General features: G+C 67.9%; 16 protein-coding genes, 1 tRNA gene and 1 riboswitch. Of the genes, 12 read left to right on the top strand and 5 right to left on the bottom strand.

Going from position 1 to position 18545, the window contains the following annotated elements:
- The first annotated feature begins 210 nt into the window (after positions 1-210).
- From xdhC to WJ16_RS04735, 5 genes are all read left to right on the top strand, one after another.
- On the top strand, positions 211-1221 hold the full coding sequence (xdhC, locus tag WJ16_RS04750) for a xanthine dehydrogenase accessory protein XdhC (RefSeq protein WP_069256063.1): 1011 nt from the start codon (positions 211-213) through the stop codon (positions 1219-1221).
- Between the two features lie 18 nt (positions 1222-1239).
- Positions 1240-2265, top strand: coding sequence for an adenosine deaminase (locus WJ16_RS04745; RefSeq protein ID WP_069256062.1), 1026 nt, complete (start codon positions 1240-1242; stop codon positions 2263-2265).
- A 27-nt stretch (positions 2266-2292) separates the two neighbouring features.
- Positions 2293-2640, top strand: a complete 348-nt coding sequence (locus tag WJ16_RS32860; protein WP_076605872.1) for a hypothetical protein — start codon at positions 2293-2295, stop codon at positions 2638-2640.
- A complete protein-coding gene (gene guaD, locus WJ16_RS04740) occupies positions 2637-3953 on the top strand; it encodes a guanine deaminase (protein WP_069256061.1) in 1317 nt (438 codons plus the stop codon). Before WJ16_RS32860 ends, guaD begins: the two co-directional genes overlap by 4 nt.
- A gap of 162 nt (positions 3954-4115) precedes the next feature.
- Positions 4116-4253, top strand: a riboswitch (yybP-ykoY riboswitch).
- Between the two features lie 78 nt (positions 4254-4331).
- Positions 4332-4904, top strand: coding sequence for a TMEM165/GDT1 family protein (locus WJ16_RS04735; RefSeq protein ID WP_069256060.1), 573 nt, complete (start codon positions 4332-4334; stop codon positions 4902-4904).
- Between the two features lie 54 nt (positions 4905-4958).
- On the opposite strand, the gene WJ16_RS04730 is transcribed toward WJ16_RS04735, so the two are convergent.
- Positions 4959-5657: a DUF4136 domain-containing protein gene (locus tag WJ16_RS04730; RefSeq protein WP_069256059.1), complete on the bottom strand. Its 699-nt coding sequence runs from the start codon at positions 5655-5657 to the stop codon at positions 4959-4961.
- A gap of 187 nt (positions 5658-5844) precedes the next feature.
- Between WJ16_RS04730 and pepN the strand changes: the two genes are divergently transcribed.
- The 7 genes from pepN to WJ16_RS04695 all read left to right on the top strand — a co-directional run bounded on the left by pepN (position 5845) and on the right by WJ16_RS04695 (position 13726).
- Positions 5845-8538, top strand: a complete 2694-nt coding sequence (pepN, locus tag WJ16_RS04725) for an aminopeptidase N (RefSeq protein ID WP_069256058.1) — start codon at positions 5845-5847, stop codon at positions 8536-8538.
- Between the two features lie 279 nt (positions 8539-8817).
- Positions 8818-9831 carry a class 1 fructose-bisphosphatase gene (locus WJ16_RS04720; RefSeq protein WP_069256057.1) on the top strand — a complete coding sequence of 338 codons (1014 nt, stop codon included), beginning with the start codon at positions 8818-8820 and terminating at the stop codon, positions 9829-9831.
- Between the two features lie 208 nt (positions 9832-10039).
- Positions 10040-10115, top strand: a tRNA-Thr gene (locus WJ16_RS04715).
- A 170-nt stretch (positions 10116-10285) separates the two neighbouring features.
- Positions 10286-11095 (top strand): helix-turn-helix transcriptional regulator, encoded by an 810-nt coding sequence (locus tag WJ16_RS04710; protein WP_069256056.1) that lies wholly within the window; start codon positions 10286-10288, stop codon positions 11093-11095.
- Between the two features lie 165 nt (positions 11096-11260).
- Positions 11261-13000 carry an FAD-dependent oxidoreductase gene (locus tag WJ16_RS04705; protein ID WP_069257955.1) on the top strand — a complete coding sequence of 580 codons (1740 nt, stop codon included), beginning with the start codon at positions 11261-11263 and terminating at the stop codon, positions 12998-13000.
- The gene (locus WJ16_RS04700) at positions 12997-13209 is read left to right on the top strand and encodes a hypothetical protein (protein WP_069256055.1); all 213 of its coding nucleotides are present in this window, start codon (positions 12997-12999) and stop codon (positions 13207-13209) included. The genes WJ16_RS04705 and WJ16_RS04700 overlap by 4 nt, the downstream gene beginning before the upstream one ends.
- 262 nt (positions 13210-13471) lie before the next feature.
- Positions 13472-13726, top strand: a complete 255-nt coding sequence (locus tag WJ16_RS04695) for a GlsB/YeaQ/YmgE family stress response membrane protein (RefSeq protein WP_069256054.1) — start codon at positions 13472-13474, stop codon at positions 13724-13726.
- 79 nt (positions 13727-13805) lie between these two features.
- Here WJ16_RS04695 and WJ16_RS04690 read toward each other — a convergent pair whose 3' ends face one another.
- The 4 genes from WJ16_RS04690 to WJ16_RS04675 form a co-directional block, all read right to left on the bottom strand.
- Entirely contained in the window at positions 13806-14288 is a 483-nt protein-coding gene (locus tag WJ16_RS04690) for a TlpA family protein disulfide reductase (RefSeq protein ID WP_069256053.1), read from the bottom strand.
- Positions 14285-15553 (bottom strand): sialidase family protein, encoded by a 1269-nt coding sequence (locus tag WJ16_RS04685; protein WP_069256052.1) that lies wholly within the window; start codon positions 15551-15553, stop codon positions 14285-14287. Before WJ16_RS04685 ends, WJ16_RS04690 begins: the two co-directional genes overlap by 4 nt.
- Positions 15541-17901, bottom strand: coding sequence for a TonB-dependent receptor (locus WJ16_RS04680; RefSeq protein WP_069256051.1), 2361 nt, complete (start codon positions 17899-17901; stop codon positions 15541-15543). Before WJ16_RS04680 ends, WJ16_RS04685 begins: the two co-directional genes overlap by 13 nt.
- A 126-nt stretch (positions 17902-18027) precedes the next feature.
- Positions 18028-18420, bottom strand: a complete 393-nt coding sequence (locus WJ16_RS04675) for a DUF2946 domain-containing protein (RefSeq protein ID WP_069256050.1) — start codon at positions 18418-18420, stop codon at positions 18028-18030.
- Positions 18421-18545: the final 125 nt, after the last annotated feature.

The raw sequence follows: 18545 nt of genomic DNA, 5'->3' as shown, positions 1-18545 counted from the left end.
CATCATGACAACGCAAACCATCCGCATCCGTCACCCTCATGGCGTCGCCCGCGCATCCGGCGGTGCCGTCCGCGCGCGTGGTCCGCGCGCTGCCGCCGCACCGCATCGGCCGTGCGGCCGGCCCGCTCCACTCCCGTCCGTCCTCGCCGCCGCCGCGCTCGCCAGCCCGCGCCGCGTGTCGTGCCGCACCGTTCCGAACGGGGTGTGCTGATGGAAGCGTGGCTCGGCGATCTGCAGCAACTGCTCGCGCACGGCGAAGCGGCCGTGCTCGTGACGGTCGCGCATACCGACGGCTCCGCGCCGCGCGAAGCCGGCACCAAGATGCTCGTCACGCGCGACACGGCCCGCCATACGATCGGCGGCGGTCATCTGGAATGGAAGGCGATCGAAATCGCGCGGCATCTGCTCAAGGATGGCGCGCACGTGCCGCATGCACGCCGGCTCGAGAGGCTCGCGCTCGGCCCGAGCCTCGGCCAGTGCTGCGGCGGCGCCGTGGTGCTCGCGTTCGAGCGGCTCGACGTCGGCGACCTCGGCTGGATCATGTCGCTCGCGAAGCGCGTCGCGGCCGGCGCCGCGACCGTGCGTAGCGTATCATTCGGCCCCTCGCCGGGCGCGCCGCTGTTGAGCGAGCCCGAATCGGAAGCCGCGCGTGCCGACTGCCTGCTGTGGGAAACCGGCGGCGTGTCGCTGATGACCGAAACGATCGCGCCGTATGCGTTCCCCGTCGTGCTGTTCGGCGCCGGGCACATCGGCACCGCGCTCGTGAAGGTGCTGGCGACGCTGCCGTGCCACGTGCGCTGGATCGACGGGCCCGAAGCGGTGTTCCCGCCGGCCGACGTGCTCGCCGGCATCGGCAACCTCGCGATCGAAGCGGCCGCTGCCCCGGCCGACGCGGTCGACGCAGCGCCGCCGCAGTCGTACTTCGTCGTGATGACGCACGACCACGCACTCGATTTCGTGCTGGCCGAGCGCATCCTGCGACGCGGCGACTACGCGTACTTCGGGATGACCGGCTCGCACGCAAAACGCGCGCAGTTCGATCATCGCCTCGCAGCGATCGGCATCGACCCGGCCCAGGTCGAGCGGATGCGCTGCCCGATCGGTGTCGAAGGCATCATCGACAAGGCGCCCGAAGTGATCGCGATCTCGGTGGCCGCGCAGTTGCTGCAGGCCGTCGAGGCCAACGCGAACGCGGCCGCGCAGGCTTCCACTACCTACTGACCGACCCAGAACGACGCCATGACCCCGACATTCAAGGACAAGATTGCCCGCGCGCCGAAAGCGGAGCTGCACATCCATATCGAAGGCTCGCTCGAGCCCGAACTGATTTTCGCGCTCGCGCAGCGCAACGGCGTGACGCTCGCGTACGACTCGATCGACGCGCTGCGCGCCGCGTATGCATTCACCGACCTGCAGTCGTTCCTCGACATCTATTACGCCGGCGCGAGCGTGCTGCTGACCGAGCAGGACTTCTACGACATGACGGCCGCGTACTGCGAACGCGCGCTGGCCGACAACGTCGTCCATACCGAGCTGTTCTTCGACCCGCAGACGCACACCGAACGCGGCGTGCCGATCGAGACAGTGGTCGCGGGTATCGAGCGCGCACTCGCCGATGCCGAGAAACGCGGGCTGTCGAGCAAGCTGATCCTGTGCTTCCTGCGCCATCTGTCCGAAGAGGACGCGCTCGCGACGTTCGAATCCGCGCTGCCGCTGTTCGAGCGCTACCGCCATCGCCTGATCGGCGTGGGCCTCGACTCGTCCGAGCTCGGCCATCCGCCGACCAAGTTCGCACGCGTGTTCGAGAAGGCGCGTGCGCTCGGGCTGAAGCTCGTCGCGCATGCGGGCGAGGAAGGCCCGCCCGCGTACATCTACGAAGCGCTCGACGTGCTGAAGGTCGACCGGATCGACCACGGCGTGCGCAGCATCGAAGATCCGGCGCTCGTCGAACGCCTCGCCCAGACGCGCACGGCGCTCACCGTGTGCCCGCTGTCGAACCTGAAGCTGTGCGTGTTCGACGACATGGCGAAGCACACGCTGAAGGCGCTGCTCGACCGCGGCGTGGCGGTGACGATCAACTCCGACGATCCGGCGTATTTCGGCGGCTACGTCAACGAAAACTACTTCGCGACGGCCGAAGGGCTGCAACTCACCGATGCCGAAGTCCATGCGGTGATCCGCAACGGCTTCGAGGCGTCGTTCATCGAACCGGCGCAGCGCGATGCCCTGTACGCGCGCCTCGACGCGTACTGGCAGGCCGCCTGACGGCCTGCATCGAGGAGCGCTGGACAGATGAAACACGGCAACGGCATCCGCGTCGCGATCACCGGTTCGGCCTTGCGCCGGGCCGGCCGCGCGCGTGCACGGGTGGCGACGGCACCGTCCGTCGTCGCGCGTGCATGCCTGCCGTCGCGACTTGCCGTTCCGTTCGCGCCCACGTCGGCCGCGCACACGACGGCTGCGAGGATCGCCGGTAACCACCGGCTGGCGGCTTCGGCCGCCACGTTCGCCCACGCAATCGCATCCGGTCGTGCCGCACGCAGCGTGCCGCAACCGCTCGCGAAGCACCGTCGCGCCGCCGTGCGGCGTCGATCGCTTTCTTCTGTTCGCCTTACCTTGATGCAGGACCATTCGTCATGACGCAAACCGCTTTCCGTTCCCAGCTGCTGACCTTCAACGGCGACCCGGCGCAATCGAGCCAGGCCGCGAACTACGAGACCGACGGCCTCCTGATCGTCGACGACGGCAAGGTCGTCGCGGCCGGTCCGTATGCGCAGCTCGCCGCGACGCTCGCGCGCGACGCGATCGTCCACGACCTGCGCGACAAGCTGATCGTGCCCGGCTTCATCGACACGCACATCCACTATCCGCAGACCGACATGATCGCGTCGCCGGCGCCGGGCCTGCTGCCGTGGCTGGACAAGTACACGTTCCCGACCGAGCGCCAGTTCGGCGACGCCGAACACGCACGCGAAGTCGCCGATTTCTTCGTCGACGAACTGCTCGCGTGCGGCACGACCAGCGCGCTCGTCTACTGCACGGTGCACAAGCAGTCGGCCGATGCGCTGTTCGCGGCGAGCGATGCACGCGACCTGCGGATGATCGCCGGCAAGGTGCTGATGGACCGCAACTGCCCCGAATTCCTGCGCGACACCGCGCAATCGGGCTATGACGACAGCGCCGAGCTGATCGATCGCTGGCACGGCAAGGGCCGCCAGATGTACGCGCTCACGCCGCGCTTCGCGCCGACGTCGACCGAGGCGCAGCTCGAGGCATGCGGCGAACTCGCGCGCCGCCATCCGGACGTGTTCGTGCAGAGCCACGTCGCGGAAAACGTCGACGAGGTGAAATGGGTGGCCGAACTGTTCCCCGGCCATCGCAGCTACCTCGACATCTACGATCGCTACGGGCTGCTGCGTCCGCGCGCGGTGTACGGCCACTGCATCCACCTCGACGACGAGGACCGCCGCCGGATGGCCGAGACGCGCACCGTCGTCGCGCACTGCCCGACGTCGAACTTCTTCCTCGGCAGCGGGCTGTTCGACTTCGACAAGGCCGGCGAATACGACGTGCCCGTCACGCTCGCGACCGACGTCGGCGGCGGCACGTCGTTCTCGATGCTGCAGACGATGAACGAGGCGCACAAGGTCGCGCGACTGTCGGGCCACCACCTGACGGCGATGCGGATGTTCTGGCTCGCGACGGCCGGCGCCGCGCAGGCGCTCGACCTCGCCGATACGGTCGGCACGCTCGCGCCGCGCACCGAAGCCGACTTCGTCGTGCTCGATCCGCAGGCCACCCCGCTGCTCGCGCGCCGCACGAAGCGGGCGGATTCGCTCGAGGAGCTGCTGTTCGCGTTCGCGCTGCTCGGCGACGATCGCGCGGTGTACCGCACCTATGCGGCCGGCAACCTCGTGCATGAGCGCGGCGCCGCGCGCCGCCCCGCCGCGTAACGGCCTGCCGGGGGGCGTGTCGCGGCAGGCTCGGGCGTCCACCGCGGGTAGCCGTGCTTGCCGGCGCTGCCGTCCGGCGGTCGAAGGCAGCCGCGCGTCGCCCCGCCCCCAGGCACCCCGTCGCGCGGCCGCTTTTCCGCGCGCGACACGTCGTGCTAAAATCCGCCGCTCATTGGGGAGTAGCCGCTCCGCTCGATGCCACGCGCCCCCGGCGCGCATCGTGACGGAGGCGTCCGTCAACAGACTTGGCCGTACGGCCATGGCGGACGCAGCCACCTGGGCCTGGCGAGACCGATGGTTCACAGTGCGCCGCATCAGGGCCCGGCGCACCGTGGATCGTCGCTCGCACGCACAACACCGGCCCGTGGATCCCCATACGTGTCCCAAGCCTTCCTGATCTCCACCGGCGCCGTCGCGCTCGCCGAAATCGGCGACAAGACCCAACTGCTTTCCCTCGTCCTGGCCGCGCGCTATCGCAAGCCGGTGCCGATCATTCTCGGCGTGCTCGTCGCGACGCTGGTGAACCACGGCTTCGCCGGCGCACTTGGCGAATGGCTCGGCGTGCTCGTCACGCCGTCGATCATGCGCTGGGCGCTCGCGTTCTCGTTCATTGCGATGGGATTGTGGATCCTCGTGCCGGACAAGCTCGACGCCGACGAAGCCAATGCCACCCGTTCGCGGCTGGGCGTGTTCGGGGCGACCCTCGTCGCGTTCTTCCTCGCGGAGATGGGCGACAAGACGCAGATCGCGACCGTCGCGCTGGCCGCGCGCTTCCAGGACTACATCGGTGTCGTGGCCGGCACGACGTTCGGGATGATGCTCGCGAACGTGCCCGCGATCCTGCTCGGCGACCGCTTCGCTCACCGGCTGCCGACCAAGCTCGTGCACGGCATCGCGGCCGTGCTGTTCGTCGTGCTCGGCGCGCTGGCGCTGCTGGGCGTCGGGACCTGACGGGAAGGAAGATGGCGGGCGCGGCCGAACGGCCGCGCCAAGACTGACGTTGCGTTATTTCGCGGCGGCGGCGCCCGAAGCCGGTGCCGCCGGCACCGCGCGCTCGTTCGCGGCCGGCGCGGCCGGGCCGCCGCGCTTGTCGACCGGCAGCCGGACCGAGCGGACCGAGCCGTTCGACAGCGGGAAATCGGCGAGCGCGCTGCGCGCGAGGAACGGCATCGCATACAGCAGCGTGCCGTTGTCGCCGGTCGTGCGCGCGGACACGTTGTACACCTCCTTGCCCGTCGCGCGCTCCGTGATCCGGATGCCGAGCGTGTAGTCGAACACCTGGTACGTCTGCGCGACATAGCCGGCCGGCATCGGCCCCCAGGGCCCCCACGGGCCCCACGGCCCGCGTCGCCAGTATGGCCCGGGCGCGAACCACGGATCGTAGTAGACGGGCTGCGGCACCGTCACGAGATCGCTGCCGACCGAATAGGTCAGCCCGACCAGATACCGCGCCTGCGCCTGAGGCACCTGCCGGAACGCATACGCGGACAGCTCGTTCGCGACGATCGGTTCGTAAGTCGATTGCTCGATGCTGTTCTTCTGCGCGTCGGTGCGCGTGAACGCATAGGTGCGTGTCGCGTCGCTGCCGCTCCAGTCGGAGAAGGCCGTGACCTGGGTCGTCACGTAGCTGGTGCAGCCGGTCAGCAGCGCCACGCACAACACCGCCGCCCAGCCCGCACCGCGTCGAATCCATTCGCGTTTCATGTCGATCCTCTTCGATCCGTCACCCGTTCGTCGCACCGCGCGAACCGTAACGGGATGCCGATAATACGCGGACTCCCGGAACCGGTAAAAAGTTCGCCCGGCACACCGCCGCAAGCCTTTGTACAATGACCCGGTTCGCCTGGCCCGCACGACGGGCCCGTCCCCCACTCCACCGATCTCGACGACCATGTCCGACAACGCCTCCTCTACCGTGATCCGCCGCGCCGACTACACGCCGCCGGCCTTCCTCATCGACTCCGTCGCGCTCGAATTCGATCTCGCGCCGGCCCGTACGATCGTCAGGAATACGATGCGCGTGCGCCGCAATCCGGATGCCGCGCCCGTACCGCACCTGGAGCTGATGGGCGAAGCGCTCGAATTCCTCGGCGCACGCGTGGATGGCGCGCCGCACGGCGCCGTACGTGCGCACGAACACGGGCTGACCGTCGAGAACGTCCCCGACGCCTTCGAGCTGACGCTCGAAAGCGCGTGCGCACCCGACCAGAATACGACGCTGTCGGGCCTCTACGTGTCGAGCGGCAACTTCTTCACGCAGTGCGAAGCCGAAGGATTCCGTCGCATCACCTACTTCCTCGATCGCCCGGACGTGATGGCGTCGTACACGGTGACGCTGCGCGCCGACAAGGCCGCGTACCCGGTGCTGCTGTCGAACGGCAACCTCGTCGATTCGGGCGACCTGCCCGACGGCCGCCACTTCGCGAAATGGGAAGACCCGTTCCGCAAGCCGAGCTACCTGTTCGCGCTGGTCGCGGGCAAGCTCGTCGCGATCGAGGAAACGATCACGACCGGCTCGGGCAAGGAAAAGCTGCTGCAGGTCTGGGTCGAACCGGCCGACCTCGACAAGACGCGTCACGCGATGGACTCGCTGATCCACTCGATCCGCTGGGACGAAAAGCGCTTCGGCCTCGAGCTCGATCTCGACCGCTTCATGATCGTCGCGGTCGGCGATTTCAACATGGGCGCGATGGAGAACAAGGGGCTCAACATCTTCAACACGAAGTACGTGCTGGCGAACCCGGAAACCGCGACCGACACCGATTTCGCGAACATCGAATCGGTGGTCGGCCACGAATACTTCCACAACTGGACCGGCAACCGCGTGACCTGCCGCGACTGGTTCCAGCTGAGCCTGAAGGAAGGGCTGACCGTGTTCCGCGACCAGGAATTCTCGGCCGACATGGCCGCGGGCGACGACGTCGACTCGGCGGCCCGCGCGGTCAAGCGCATCGAGGACGTGCGCGTGCTGCGCCAGCTCCAGTTCGCCGAGGATGCGGGCCCGATGGCGCACCCGGTGCGCCCGGAGAGCTACGTCGAGATCAACAACTTCTACACGATGACCGTCTACGAGAAGGGCTCGGAAGTCGTGCGGATGTACCAGACGCTGTTCGGCCGCGACGGCTTTCGCAAGGGGATGGACCTGTACTTCAAGCGTCATGACGGGCACGCCGTGACCTGCGACGACTTCCGGCACGCGATGGCCGATGCGAACGGGCGCGACCTCGCGCAGTTCGAGCGCTGGTACAGTCAGGCCGGCACGCCGCGCGTGTCGGTGCGTACCGCGTACGACGCGGCCGCGCGCCGCTATACGGTGACGCTCGCGCAGGGCTACGGCGACGGATCGCCGGCCGCGCGCGAAACGCAACAGGGGCCGCTCCTGATTCCGTTCGCGATCGGCCTGATTGGCCGCGACGGCCGCGACCTGCCGCTGCGCCTCGACGGCGAAGCCGCCGCCGCGGGCACGACGCGCGTGCTCGACTTCACCGATACCGAGCAGACCTTCACGTTCGTCGACGTGCCGGAACAACCGCTGCCGTCGCTGCTGCGCAATTTCTCGTCGCCGGTGATCGTCGAGTACGACTACAGCGACGACGACCTCGCGTTCCTGCTCGCGCACGACAGCGATCCGTTCAACCGCTGGGAAGCCGGCCAGCGTCTCGCCACCCGCGCGCTGCTGACGCTCGCCGCGCGTGCCGCCGCGAACCAGCCGCTCACGCTCGGCGAAAACTTCGTCGCCGCGTTCCGCCGCGTGCTGACCGACGAAACACTGTCGCCGGCGTTCCGCGAACTCGCGTTGACGCTGCCGTCGGAAACCTACCTGGCCGACCAGATGGCGGAAGCCGATCCGGCCGCCGTGCATCGCGCGCGCCAGTTCGTGCGCCGCCAGCTCGCCACCGCGCTGCGCGCCGACTGGCTCGCCGCCTACGAGCAGCACCAGACGCCCGGCGCCTACGCGCCGACGCCGGAAGCCTCCGGCCGCCGTGCGCTGAAGAACCTCGCGCTCGCGTATCTCGCCGAACTCGAGGATCCGGCCGACGCGGTGCGCGTCGCGACCGCGCAATACGATGCGGCAAACAACATGACCGATCGCGCGGCGGCGCTCGGCGCGCTGCTGTCCGCCTCGGCCGCCGGCACGAATGAGCCGGCCGAGCGCGCGCTCGACGATTTCTACCGCCGCTTCGAGAAGGAAGCGCTGGTGATCGACAAGTGGTTCGCGATGCAGGCCGCGCAACGCGGTACGCCCGCGCAGCCGACGCTCGCGAAGGTCCGCAAGCTGATGGCCCACCCCGCGTTCAACCTGAAGAATCCGAACCGCGCGCGCTCGCTGATCTTCAGCTTCTGCGCCGCCAATCCCGCGCAGTTCCACGCGGCAGACGGTTCGGGCTACGCGTTCTGGGCCGAACAGGTGCTCGCGCTCGACGCGATCAACCCGCAGGTCGCGGCGCGCCTCGCCCGCTCACTCGAACTGTGGCGCCGCTTCACGCCCGCGCTGCGCGACCGGATGCGCGAAGCGCTCGAGCAGGTCGCCGCCGGTGCGAAATCGCGCGACGTGCGGGAGATCGTCGAGAAAGCGCTCGCGTAACGCCGTCGCCCGCGTTTCGCACGCGCGATACAGCCGGTGCCGCCACGCGCGGCACCGGCTTTTTATTGCGCAAGCCCTTCGGGAACCGCACGCGATCGCGGGGTCGGACCGCGCGGCCCGCCGCCGCTGCCGAGACACGCCCCGCGCGTCTTCACCACCGGAAACCGGGCCGGTTCGGCCGCCCGGCCGTGTAACCGGACGAAAAAACCCGGCGGTGCGGGAGGCGCGACGGGTAAAATTGCGGCCATTCAAGGATTCTTTGGCCTTTCGGAGTCTGTCATGTCCATTGCCCGCCGCACCACGCTGTCGAAGTTCCTGATCGAACAGCAACGTGAGACCAACAACCTCCCTGCCGACCTGCGCCTGCTGATCGAAGTCGTCGCCCGCGCGTGCAAGGCGATCAGCTACAACGTGTCGAAGGGCGCGCTCGGCGAAGCGCTCGGCACCGCCGGCAGCGAGAACGTCCAGGGCGAAGTGCAGAAGAAGCTCGACATCCTGTCGAACGAAATCCTGCTCGACGCGAACGAATGGGGCGGCAACCTCGCCGCGATGGCGTCGGAAGAAATGGAAACGTTCTTCCCGATCCCGGCGAACTACCCGCGCGGCGAATACCTGCTCGTGTTCGATCCGCTCGACGGCTCGTCGAACATCGACGTGAACGTGTCGATCGGCACGATCTTCTCGGTGCTGCGCTGCCCGGACGGCAAGCAGGCCACCGAGGAGTCGTTCCTGCAGCCGGGCACGCAGCAGGTCGCGGCCGGCTACGCGGTGTACGGCCCGCAGACGGTGTTCGTGCTGACGACCGGCAACGGCGTGAACTGCTTCACGCTCGACCGCGAAGTCGGCTCGTGGGTGCTCACGCAGAGCAACATGCAGATCCCGGCCGATACGCGCGAATATGCGATCAACGCGTCGAACGCACGCCACTGGTACGACCCGGTCAAGCGCTACGTCGACGAACTGAACGCCGGCAAGGACGGCCCGCGCGGCGACAACTTCAACATGCGCTGGATCGCCTCGATGGTCGCCGACGTGCACCGGATCCTGAACCGCGGCGGCATCTTCATGTATCCGGCCGACAAGCGCACGCCCGATCGTCCGGGCAAGCTGCGCCTGATGTACGAAGCGAACCCGATGTCGTTCATCGTCGAACAGGCAGGCGGCGCCGCGACGACCGGCACGCAGCGCATCATGGACGTTCAGCCGACGGGTCTGCATCAGCGCGTGCCGGTGTTCCTCGGTTCGAAGAACGAAGTCGAGCGCGTGACGGCCTACCATCAGGAAAATCAATAAATTTGCACTGCAGCACTAGACAGTGCCGCGCGACGTACGTACAATCGCGCCTCTCGATGTGACCCCAACGGATCGCATCGCAGTGAAACGAAGCGGGAAGTCCGCCGAGTCGATGGGTTTCGCGAAAACAGCAGCAGCAAGCTGAAAAAATTTCGCAAAACCTATTGCCAAAGTCTCAGACTTCACCATATAATTTCGTTTCTCTGATGCCGGTGTAGCTCAGTTGGTAGAGCAGCGCATTCGTAATGCGAAGGTCGTAGGTTCGACTCCTATCTCCGGCACCAAGTCATAAAGGGCTGACAAGCATGCTTGTCAGCCCTTTTCTCATTCCGGGCGCCGAATCGTGCGTCACCCTCCTTCCGCACCGGTCCGCTCCGCTTGCGGGCATCACCCGACTCCCCCGCCGCACCCCGCCGATTACAATCGACGCACCCTCCCGCCCTTTCCGAGCATCATGCGCACCTGGCGTCTCGAGCGACCGAACCTCACCGGGCAACTGGATGTGTCCCGCGCGACGCGCCTCGTCGCCGCGATCGGCGGCAACGAGCCGAACGCCTTCGCGGCCGAAGTGCTGAGATTGTTCGACGACGCGCTGTCCATCACGCAGTGCACGATCTTCGCGTACGAGTTCGGCAACCGCCCGCGCACGATGTCGGTGGCCGACCATCGCGGCGGCCGCTACCTGCGCGAGCTCGCCGACACGTACGCGCGGCACTTCTACGCACTCGACGGCAATCAGCAGATCGTCTCGACCGCCCGTCGCGGCCCGCATCGGCACGACCTGCTGATGCACCAGCAGACCGGCGACGAGATCGGCCACGAAGCGTATCGCGCGGCCTGCTACCGGGGCCCCGACGTCTCAGACCGGCTGGCGCTGCTGATGCAGCCGGGCGATGCGACGTGGCTGTCGATCAACCTGTACCGCGCGCATCGCAGCGGCGCGTTCCAGCCGCGCGAAATCGCCGCGATCGAGGCGCTCGCGCCGCTGATCGCGCAGGCGGCGAAGCATCACTACGCGCTCGCCGGCGCTGCGCAGATCGCCATTCCGCAACGGATGCTCGCGCGACTGCGCATCGCCTGCCCCGAATTGTCCAAGCGTGAACTCGACGTGCTGCGCGGCATACTCGACGGCCAGACCGCGCACGAGATCGGCGAGACGATCGGCGTGAAGACATCGAGCGTCGTCACCTACCAGAAGCGCGCGTACCGGCGCCTCGGCATTTCGAGCCAGCGCGAGCTGTTTGCGCTGTGCATGCAGCCATGACACGCATCGGCTCGCGTTGAGCCGTTCGCGCGCCCGCCTGCTTCGCGTCGCTGTACCCGAATTGGGGACAACGGACCCACGACCGGCTTCCATACTGGATTGACCTGTTGCGCGCATCGCGGCGTCGATGCGCGCACGTCGAACCTGCGTCCGTGGAAGCCAACGATGGATATCGACTTCAAGCCCTACCCGTTCGTCGCCGAACGGCATGCCGCGCACCTTCCGGCCCGCGACGACGGCATCGATACGCACCGACATCGCGTCGCGATCGTCGGCGGCGGCCCCGTGGGCCTCGCCGTCGCGCTCGGCCTCGCGAATCACGGCATTCGCAGCGTGCTGCTCGAAGCCGACGACGCGGTCTGCCACGGCAGCCGCGCCATCTGCATCTCGCGGCGCAGCCTGGAGATCGTCGAGCGGCTCGGCGCGCTCGACGATTTTCTGCGCAAGGGGCTGCCGTGGACGGGCGGCCGCAGCTTCTATCGTCGCGACGAAGTGCTGCATTTCACGATGCCGCAGGACGCGAACCAGAAGCTGCCGCCGATGATCAATCTCGCGCAGTATCACATCGAGCAGTTCCTGCTCGACGCCGCGCGGCGTCGGCCCGAATTCATCGAGATCCGCTGGCAGACGAAAGTCGCCGGCGTGACCCGGCATCCGGACGGTGTGCGCCTTGACGTCGACACACCGCTCGGCAGCTATGCACTCGATGCCGACTGGGTCGTCGCATGCGACGGCGGCCGCAGCACGATGCGCGAAGCGCTCGGCCTGTCGCTCCAGGGCACCCGCTACGAAGGCCGCTACGTGATCGTCGACATCGCGCTCAACAGCGACCGCCCGACCGAACGACTCGCGTACTTCGATCCGTCGTCGAACCCGGGCTCGACGGTGCTCGTTCACAAGCAGCCCGACAATGTGTGGCGGATCGACTACCAGTTGCGCGACGATGAGGACCCCGAAGCGGCCATCAAACCCGAGAACGTGATGCCGCGCGTACAGAACCTGCTCGACATGATGGGCGAGCGCGGCGACTGGTCGCCGGTCTGGATCACGATCTACAAGGCGAACGCGCTGACGCTCGAACGCTATCGGCACGGCCGCGTGCTGTTCTGCGGCGACGCCGCGCATCTCGTGCCGATTTTCGGCGTGCGCGGCGCGAATTCGGGGATCGACGATGCGGACAACGTCGCATGGAAACTCGCGTACGTGATTCGCGGCCTCGCCTCGGACGCGTTACTCGACAGCTACTCGGACGAGCGCGTGTTCGCGGCGCACGAAAACCTGCGCTACGGCACGAAGAGCACCGAGTTCATGGCGCCGCCGTCGTTTGCCTTCGAACTGATGCGCAAGGCGGTGCTGTCGCTCGCGGTCCGGCATCCGGCACTGCGTTCGCTGATCAATCCGCGCCAGACGACGGCCATCGCGTATGCATCGTCGTCGCTCAACGCCGCCGAACGCGACACGTTTGCCGCCGGCCCCGCGCCCGGCACGGTGCTCGCCGAATGCCCGCTGATGCTGTACGCGGCGGACGGCGACGACACGCGCCACGGCCACCTGACCGATCTCGTCGCCCCGCGTTTCACCGCGTTCTGCTTCACCGCCGACGGCGTGCCCGATCCGGCACTGGCCGATCTCGAACGGCGCCTGCAGGCCGCGCGGATACCGTTCGCGCTCGTCACGCTCGGGCGGCATGCGGCGCCGCGTCAACCGGCCTGCGGCGGCCATGACGTCGACGGACGGCTGTTCGACCTGTACGGGGCACGCGAAGGCACCGTCTATCTCGTACGTCCAGACGGACACGTACTCGGCCGCTGGTACAGCCCGTGTGCCGACGATCTGGCTGCCGCGCTCGACCGCGCGCTCCATCCGGATGCGCCAACCGAAACCGATCTTGAGGAAACCCCATGATGACGGATACCGAACGCGACACGCTCTACACCGACCTGTGCCGCACGATGACGCGGATCGGCGAAACTGACGCGTCGCTGTTTCTCGCCCGTTTCGCACTGCTGTCGATCGAGGCGATCGGCGACGCCGCGACCGTCGCGCGACTGATCGCCGACGCAAGCGACGGATTGCCCGACGCCGGCATGCAGGCCCCGGCACACGCGCGATGACGCTCATCGCCGATCGGCATGACGGGCAACCATTTCTTACATATTCATTTCATTGCGCGTCATTCACGCACGCGCCCCATCGTATGCAGACGAATTCCCTGGAAAATCCGCTTAAGGGTGCATAACATTACTTAACGATTCCGACCCGTCTATCGCGTTACATTGCGTGGGCGGCGCGGCGGGTCGCGATGCCGCCTTCATTCAGCTTGCGGCGACACAGCCGACGTCCGGTCATTCGACACAACACAAGGAGAGGACCACCATGACTCATGGCTTGATTATGTGGCTCATCATCGGCGCGATCGCCGGCTGGCTTGCCGGCGTGCTCGTCAAGGGCGGCGGCTTCGGGCTGATCGTCGACATCATCGTCGGGATCGTCGGCGCGGTGATCGGCGGCTGGCTCGCCGGCCTGCTCGGCATCAGCATCGGCAGCGGCTTCATCGGTTCGGTGATCGTCGCGGTCATCGGCGCGGTGATTCTGCTGTTCGTGATCCGGCTGTTCAGGCGAGCGGCCTGACGCTTCTCGTCACGCGCCTTCGGGCGCGTTTTCGCATCAGGCCGGCGCGCGGCCCGTTCGCCGCGCGCCGTTCGCCGGTTCAGCGTTTCGCGCGCTGCAACCAGCCGTCGAGCACGTCGGCGCTCAGCAATCCGCTGCGCGCTTCACGTACCCCATCGCGCCCGATCCACACGGTGCGCGGCATTTCCCCTCGCCATCCCGCATCGAGCGCCGCCCGCAGACGCTCGGGCATCGGCTCCGCGTTCGCATACTGCGCGACCTGCGGCGGCAAGTTCATCTGCGCGAGCGCCTGCGAGAGCGCCGCGCCGTTGTCGTCATACGCATCCATCGCGACCATCGCGAACTGCACGTCCGGATGACGGCGCTGCCATGCGACCAGATGCGCGGCGTTTTCGCGACAGTATCCGCAATCGAGCGACCAGATCTCGACCGCCAGCGGCCGCTCGTGCGCGCTTGCATAGAGACGCGCGACGTCGGCCGCGCGCAGCGGCTGCAATTCACCGCCGGCCCATGCCGGCATGCTCGCGAGCGCGATGCCCAGCAATGCGACGAGACGCTTCATTTCGTCTCCTCCACGGCGATCAGCCGATAACCGTCGTTGCGCGTGCGCCACGACAGATAGATGCGACCCGCATCGTCGAGCAATTGCGGGTTGTCGCTCGCACCCGACGTCGCCGCGATCGCGCGCGGCGCCGACCAGTGCTCGCCGCGATCGTCCGACCGGCGCAGCTTGATCTGCATCGTGTCGCCGTCGAACGCCTTCCACGCGAGCCACACGACGTCGCCGCGCGCGACGAGCGCCGCATGCGACGCCTGCTCGCCGGGCGCGGCGGGATTCGCGCCGAATGCCCACGGCGTGCCGCGCAGCTCGCCGTCGGCGCCGATGCGTGAATAGAACACGTCGGCCCGGCCGTCGACCACGCCGAACCACGCGAGATGGCGCGTGCCGTCGGGCGTGATCGCCAACGCCGGCCCGTGCTCGGGGCACGCGTCGACATGCCAGTTCGAGAACGTCGCACGCACCGGCACGACCGGCTCCGACGCCGCGACGGGCAGCACGGCGAGCGCATGGTCACGGATCTGCCCCGGAAACACGTTGCGCCACGCGGCCTCGATGCGGCCGGCCGGATCGATCGCCATCGCGATGCGGCAGCATTCGCACGTGTGGTCGGTCACCTTGCGTTCGGCTTCGAACGATGCGCCGCCGTCGCGCGATACCGCGTAGTAGACCGCCGCGCCCTCGTACGCGTGCCCCGCCGCTTTCGCCACCACGAGATCGCGCTTGTCGATCCACGCGATCGCGATGTTGCCGGCCGAATCGACGGTCATCATGTCGAAGCGGTGCGTGATCGCCTGCCGGTCGCGATGCACGGTCACCGGCACGCTCCACGTCGCGCCGCCGTCGAGCGACCGCGTAAAGCGCACCATGCCCGTGTACGGCGCGTCGAGCGGCATCGACCACGACACGTACACTGCGCGCCCGTCCGGGCTCGTCGCGATCTTCGGGCGATTCTCGGCGCTCGTGTAGATCGGCTCCGGCATCGCGTTGACCGTGACGGGCGCGGACAGCGTACGGCCCGCGTCGTCCGAATGCGCGACGACGACGTGCGCGCCTTCGACCCACGCGACCCACAGCCGGTGATGCACGTCGAACGTCGCCCCAGTCGCGAGCGGCTGCTTCTGCTGCGCAGGCGCGGCCTGCATGCTCATGTGCGCGGCGTGCGAGTCGGCTGCCTTCGGCACATCGTGCGCATCGTGCGCACCGGCCGGCGACAGCAATGCGAGCCACAGCGCGCCGCCCGCCGCGAGCGATCTCACAGCGACCATTTCAGTTCTCCATAGAAAGTCCGGCCCGGATACGGGTGGAACACGTAGTAACGGCGGTCCGTCAGGTTGTCGATGCCGACCGATGCGCTCCAGTGACGGTCGAGGCGGTAGCGCGCCTTCAGGTCGACGACCGTAAACGAACTCGTGCCGCCGTAGACGTCCGGATTCACGTCACTGTTGTCGAGCGTATTGAACTGGCGGCCCGAATAGCGCACGCCGACGCTCGCGAGCCAGTGCTCGTCGAAGCGATACGACGCGAGCAGGTTCGCACGCATGCGCGGAATACGCGGAAAGCGCGAGCCGACATACGCGGGATTCGCGGCATCGGCGAGGATCTGCGCGTTGCTCGCCGACACGTTCGCGTCGAGACCGAGCCCGCGCAGCCCGACGTTCTCGCCGCTGAACGCGAGCTCGACGCCGCGCACGCGCACGCGATCGACGTTCGACACGTTGGTCACCGTCGTCGCGCCCGACACCGTCGTCTGGCTGTAGATCGAATCGCGCAGGTCGCTCTGGAACACGCTGGCGCGCACGACGCCGACGCCCACGTCGCGTTCGGCCGTGAAATCCCAATCGATCGCCTTTTCCGGTCGCAGGTTCGGGTTGTTGTTGACGATCGCGTTGTTCGAGATCGTGCCCTGGAACAGTTCACCGACCGTCGGGAAACGCGTGCCGGTCGCGAACGACAGCCGGAAGCGCCACACATCGGTCGCATCCCACTGCAGCGCGACTTTCGGCGACAGCGCATTCGCGCTTCGGTCCGCGTAGCCGAGCGTGCCGCCCGCATTGCCGAGCGCGCCGCCGTATGCATCCCAGCGCTCGTAACGCAGCCCGAGCGTCGCGAGCCAGCCCGGCGCAAAGCGCCACGCGTCCTGCCCGAACAGCGCCTGCGTGCGCGTGTCGCCGCGATAGACGCTCGACAGCGACGTAGTCGGCCCGGCCAGCCAGTCGGCCGTGTTGTACGTGACGTTGCGCAGGAAGTAGTTATCGTAGTGATAGCCGAACGAGAACGTATGGCCCTTCACTTCCGGCGCCTCGGCCTTCAGGTCGAGCGTGCGCCAGCCGGTGCCGTCGCCCTGGAACAGCGTGCCCGCGCCGCCCTGCACGGTGGACGCCGAGCGCAGCACGTCGCGCGACACGTCGTACGCGGACACGACGCCCGACAGCCGCCAGCCGGAATCGAGCCGGCCGTTCAGGCCGAGCGCGTACAGCCAGTTTTCCTGGTCGCCCTGCTGCGGCGCGAACGCGTTCGGCGCGACGGTCATGTTCCGGCCGCCGATCGACACGTTGCCGCCGTAGACCGGATTGCCGGCCGCATCGCGCAGGAAGGTTTCGCCGTGCTGCCGGTAATGGTTCTCCCAATGCCCGAGCGTGAGCGTCGCATCGACGTGGTCGGTGAACGCATAGCCCATCCGGACCGTCTCGTTGAGCTGCTCGGTCCGCTCGATCGTCTGCGCGCCGACGATCGTGCGCGGCTTGCCGTTCGGTCCGATGTCGGTCGCGGCGCCCGTCACCGGCACCGGTGCGCCGAGCTTCGGGTTGTACGCGGAATTGGGGCTCGCATACTGCATCGGCTGGCCGTCGTTCTCCAGCCGGTCGAGCGACAGCGCGAACCAGAACTTGCCGACGCGGTTCGCGATCCGCGCGGTCTGGTGATTGCCGCCGAAGCTGTCCGCGACTCCGTAGCCGTCGTGGTAGCGCTGCGTGAAGAACTGCGTCGACAGCGACGCTTCGAGCTTGTCCGGGCGGCGTGTCGTGAGCAGCACGGTCGAGCCGATCGAGTTGCCCGGATACAGCGCGGAAAAGGGGCCATAGAGCACGTCGACGCGCGCGATATCGTCGGGCGGAATCAGCGACCAGCGCGGCGGGTAGGCGTAGCTCGAGCCGAGCAGGTTCGACAGCAGCACGCCGTCGGCATAGACGAGCCCGCGCGCACTCTGCAGCTCGTTGAAGTCACGGCCGGCGAACACGCTGTTGCGATCGCCGATGTAGCGCTTGCGGACCATCAGGTTCGGCGCGTACTTCAGCGCGTCCTCGGTGGTGACGTTGGTGTGCGATTCGATCTGCTCACGCGTGATCGACGTGACGACGGCCGGCGTATCCGGATCGACCGGTTGCCGCTGCGCGCTCACGCTGACGGCGGTCAGCGTATCGCCGGGCCGCGCCGGCTGCGCGGTTGCGGGCACGGCGGCATCGGCGGGACGCTCGACACTCCCGCGCGCGGTCGCGTCGTTTGGCGAGGCCGCGTCGTTTGGCGACGCGGCGTGGGCGGCAGGCCATGCGAAAGTGGCCGCGCATGCGAGTGCAAGCCGGCGGCGCGACGGCCGCGCGGCGAAGGAAGAAGACATGAAGGCATTCCTGAAAACGAATTCGAACGCCGCCCGCGGGCGCGCGCGGCGCGCACGAACGGCGCGGCACGCGGGACCAGGCCGCAGGCGGCACGCGCGCCTTCGGGGGCGCGCGGACGACATCAATCAGATCGAAGCGTTTTCAGGCGGTGCGCGCGGCTGCGCGAGACGGATGCCCTTGCGGGGGTAATCGGGCACGACAGGGACGGCCGCATGATAGGCGAACGTCCGCACGAAGCCCGGCAAAGCGGGCAGGCTAGCCGCGAGCGCGACGTTCGCCGCGAAGCCGGGGCAGTACACGCAGTGCGGCACGCCGACATGGTCGAACGACGACGTATCGTGATCGCCGGCCGCCGCCTGCGCGAGCACCACCTGGCGGGCGCCCGCTGCACTGCACAACTCGAGCGTGAGCGCGCCGGAGCCGCTCGATGCGAGACGCGCATAGCCGATGACGGGCGACAGTACGTGCAGTACCAGCGCCAGCCATACGAGGCCGATCCATCGCATCGTTCGTTTCATCGCAGCCCAGGAAAAAGTGCGCGCCAGTATAACAAGCGGCCCGATTGTTGCCGATTCCGCACAACGCTATAGTCGGCATCGCAGCGCGCGTCGGAACGCATGTGCCGTTAATACAACAGAGACAA

The organism is Burkholderia metallica, assembly GCF_001718555.1.
GTDB classification, from domain to species: domain Bacteria; phylum Pseudomonadota; class Gammaproteobacteria; order Burkholderiales; family Burkholderiaceae; genus Burkholderia; species Burkholderia metallica.
The sequence above is the reverse complement of the archived record's forward strand: the minus strand, read 5'-3'. Positions and strand labels throughout refer to the sequence as shown.

What these genes read in the sequence shown, in the direction of transcription:
- xdhC (WP_069256063.1), top strand. Translation starts at nt 211, where the DNA reads ATGGAAGCGTGGCTCGGCGATCTGCAGCAACTGCTCGCGCACGGCGAA.
- WJ16_RS04745 (WP_069256062.1), top strand. Translation starts at nt 1,240, where the DNA reads ATGACCCCGACATTCAAGGACAAGATTGCCCGCGCGCCGAAAGCGGAG.
- WJ16_RS32860 (WP_076605872.1), top strand. Translation starts at nt 2,293, where the DNA reads ATGAAACACGGCAACGGCATCCGCGTCGCGATCACCGGTTCGGCCTTG.
- guaD (WP_069256061.1), top strand. Translation starts at nt 2,637, where the DNA reads ATGACGCAAACCGCTTTCCGTTCCCAGCTGCTGACCTTCAACGGCGAC.
- WJ16_RS04730 (WP_069256059.1), bottom strand. Translation starts at nt 5,657, where the DNA reads ATGAAACGCGAATGGATTCGACGCGGTGCGGGCTGGGCGGCGGTGTTG.
- pepN (WP_069256058.1), top strand. Translation starts at nt 5,845, where the DNA reads ATGTCCGACAACGCCTCCTCTACCGTGATCCGCCGCGCCGACTACACG.
- WJ16_RS04720 (WP_069256057.1), top strand. Translation starts at nt 8,818, where the DNA reads ATGTCCATTGCCCGCCGCACCACGCTGTCGAAGTTCCTGATCGAACAG.
- WJ16_RS04710 (WP_069256056.1), top strand. Translation starts at nt 10,286, where the DNA reads ATGCGCACCTGGCGTCTCGAGCGACCGAACCTCACCGGGCAACTGGAT.
- WJ16_RS04705 (WP_069257955.1), top strand. Translation starts at nt 11,261, where the DNA reads ATGGATATCGACTTCAAGCCCTACCCGTTCGTCGCCGAACGGCATGCC.
- WJ16_RS04700 (WP_069256055.1), top strand. Translation starts at nt 12,997, where the DNA reads ATGATGACGGATACCGAACGCGACACGCTCTACACCGACCTGTGCCGC.
- WJ16_RS04695 (WP_069256054.1), top strand. Translation starts at nt 13,472, where the DNA reads ATGACTCATGGCTTGATTATGTGGCTCATCATCGGCGCGATCGCCGGC.
- WJ16_RS04690 (WP_069256053.1), bottom strand. Translation starts at nt 14,288, where the DNA reads ATGAAGCGTCTCGTCGCATTGCTGGGCATCGCGCTCGCGAGCATGCCG.
- WJ16_RS04685 (WP_069256052.1), bottom strand. Translation starts at nt 15,553, where the DNA reads ATGGTCGCTGTGAGATCGCTCGCGGCGGGCGGCGCGCTGTGGCTCGCA.
- WJ16_RS04680 (WP_069256051.1), bottom strand. Translation starts at nt 17,901, where the DNA reads ATGTCTTCTTCCTTCGCCGCGCGGCCGTCGCGCCGCCGGCTTGCACTC.
- WJ16_RS04675 (WP_069256050.1), bottom strand. Translation starts at nt 18,420, where the DNA reads ATGAAACGAACGATGCGATGGATCGGCCTCGTATGGCTGGCGCTGGTA.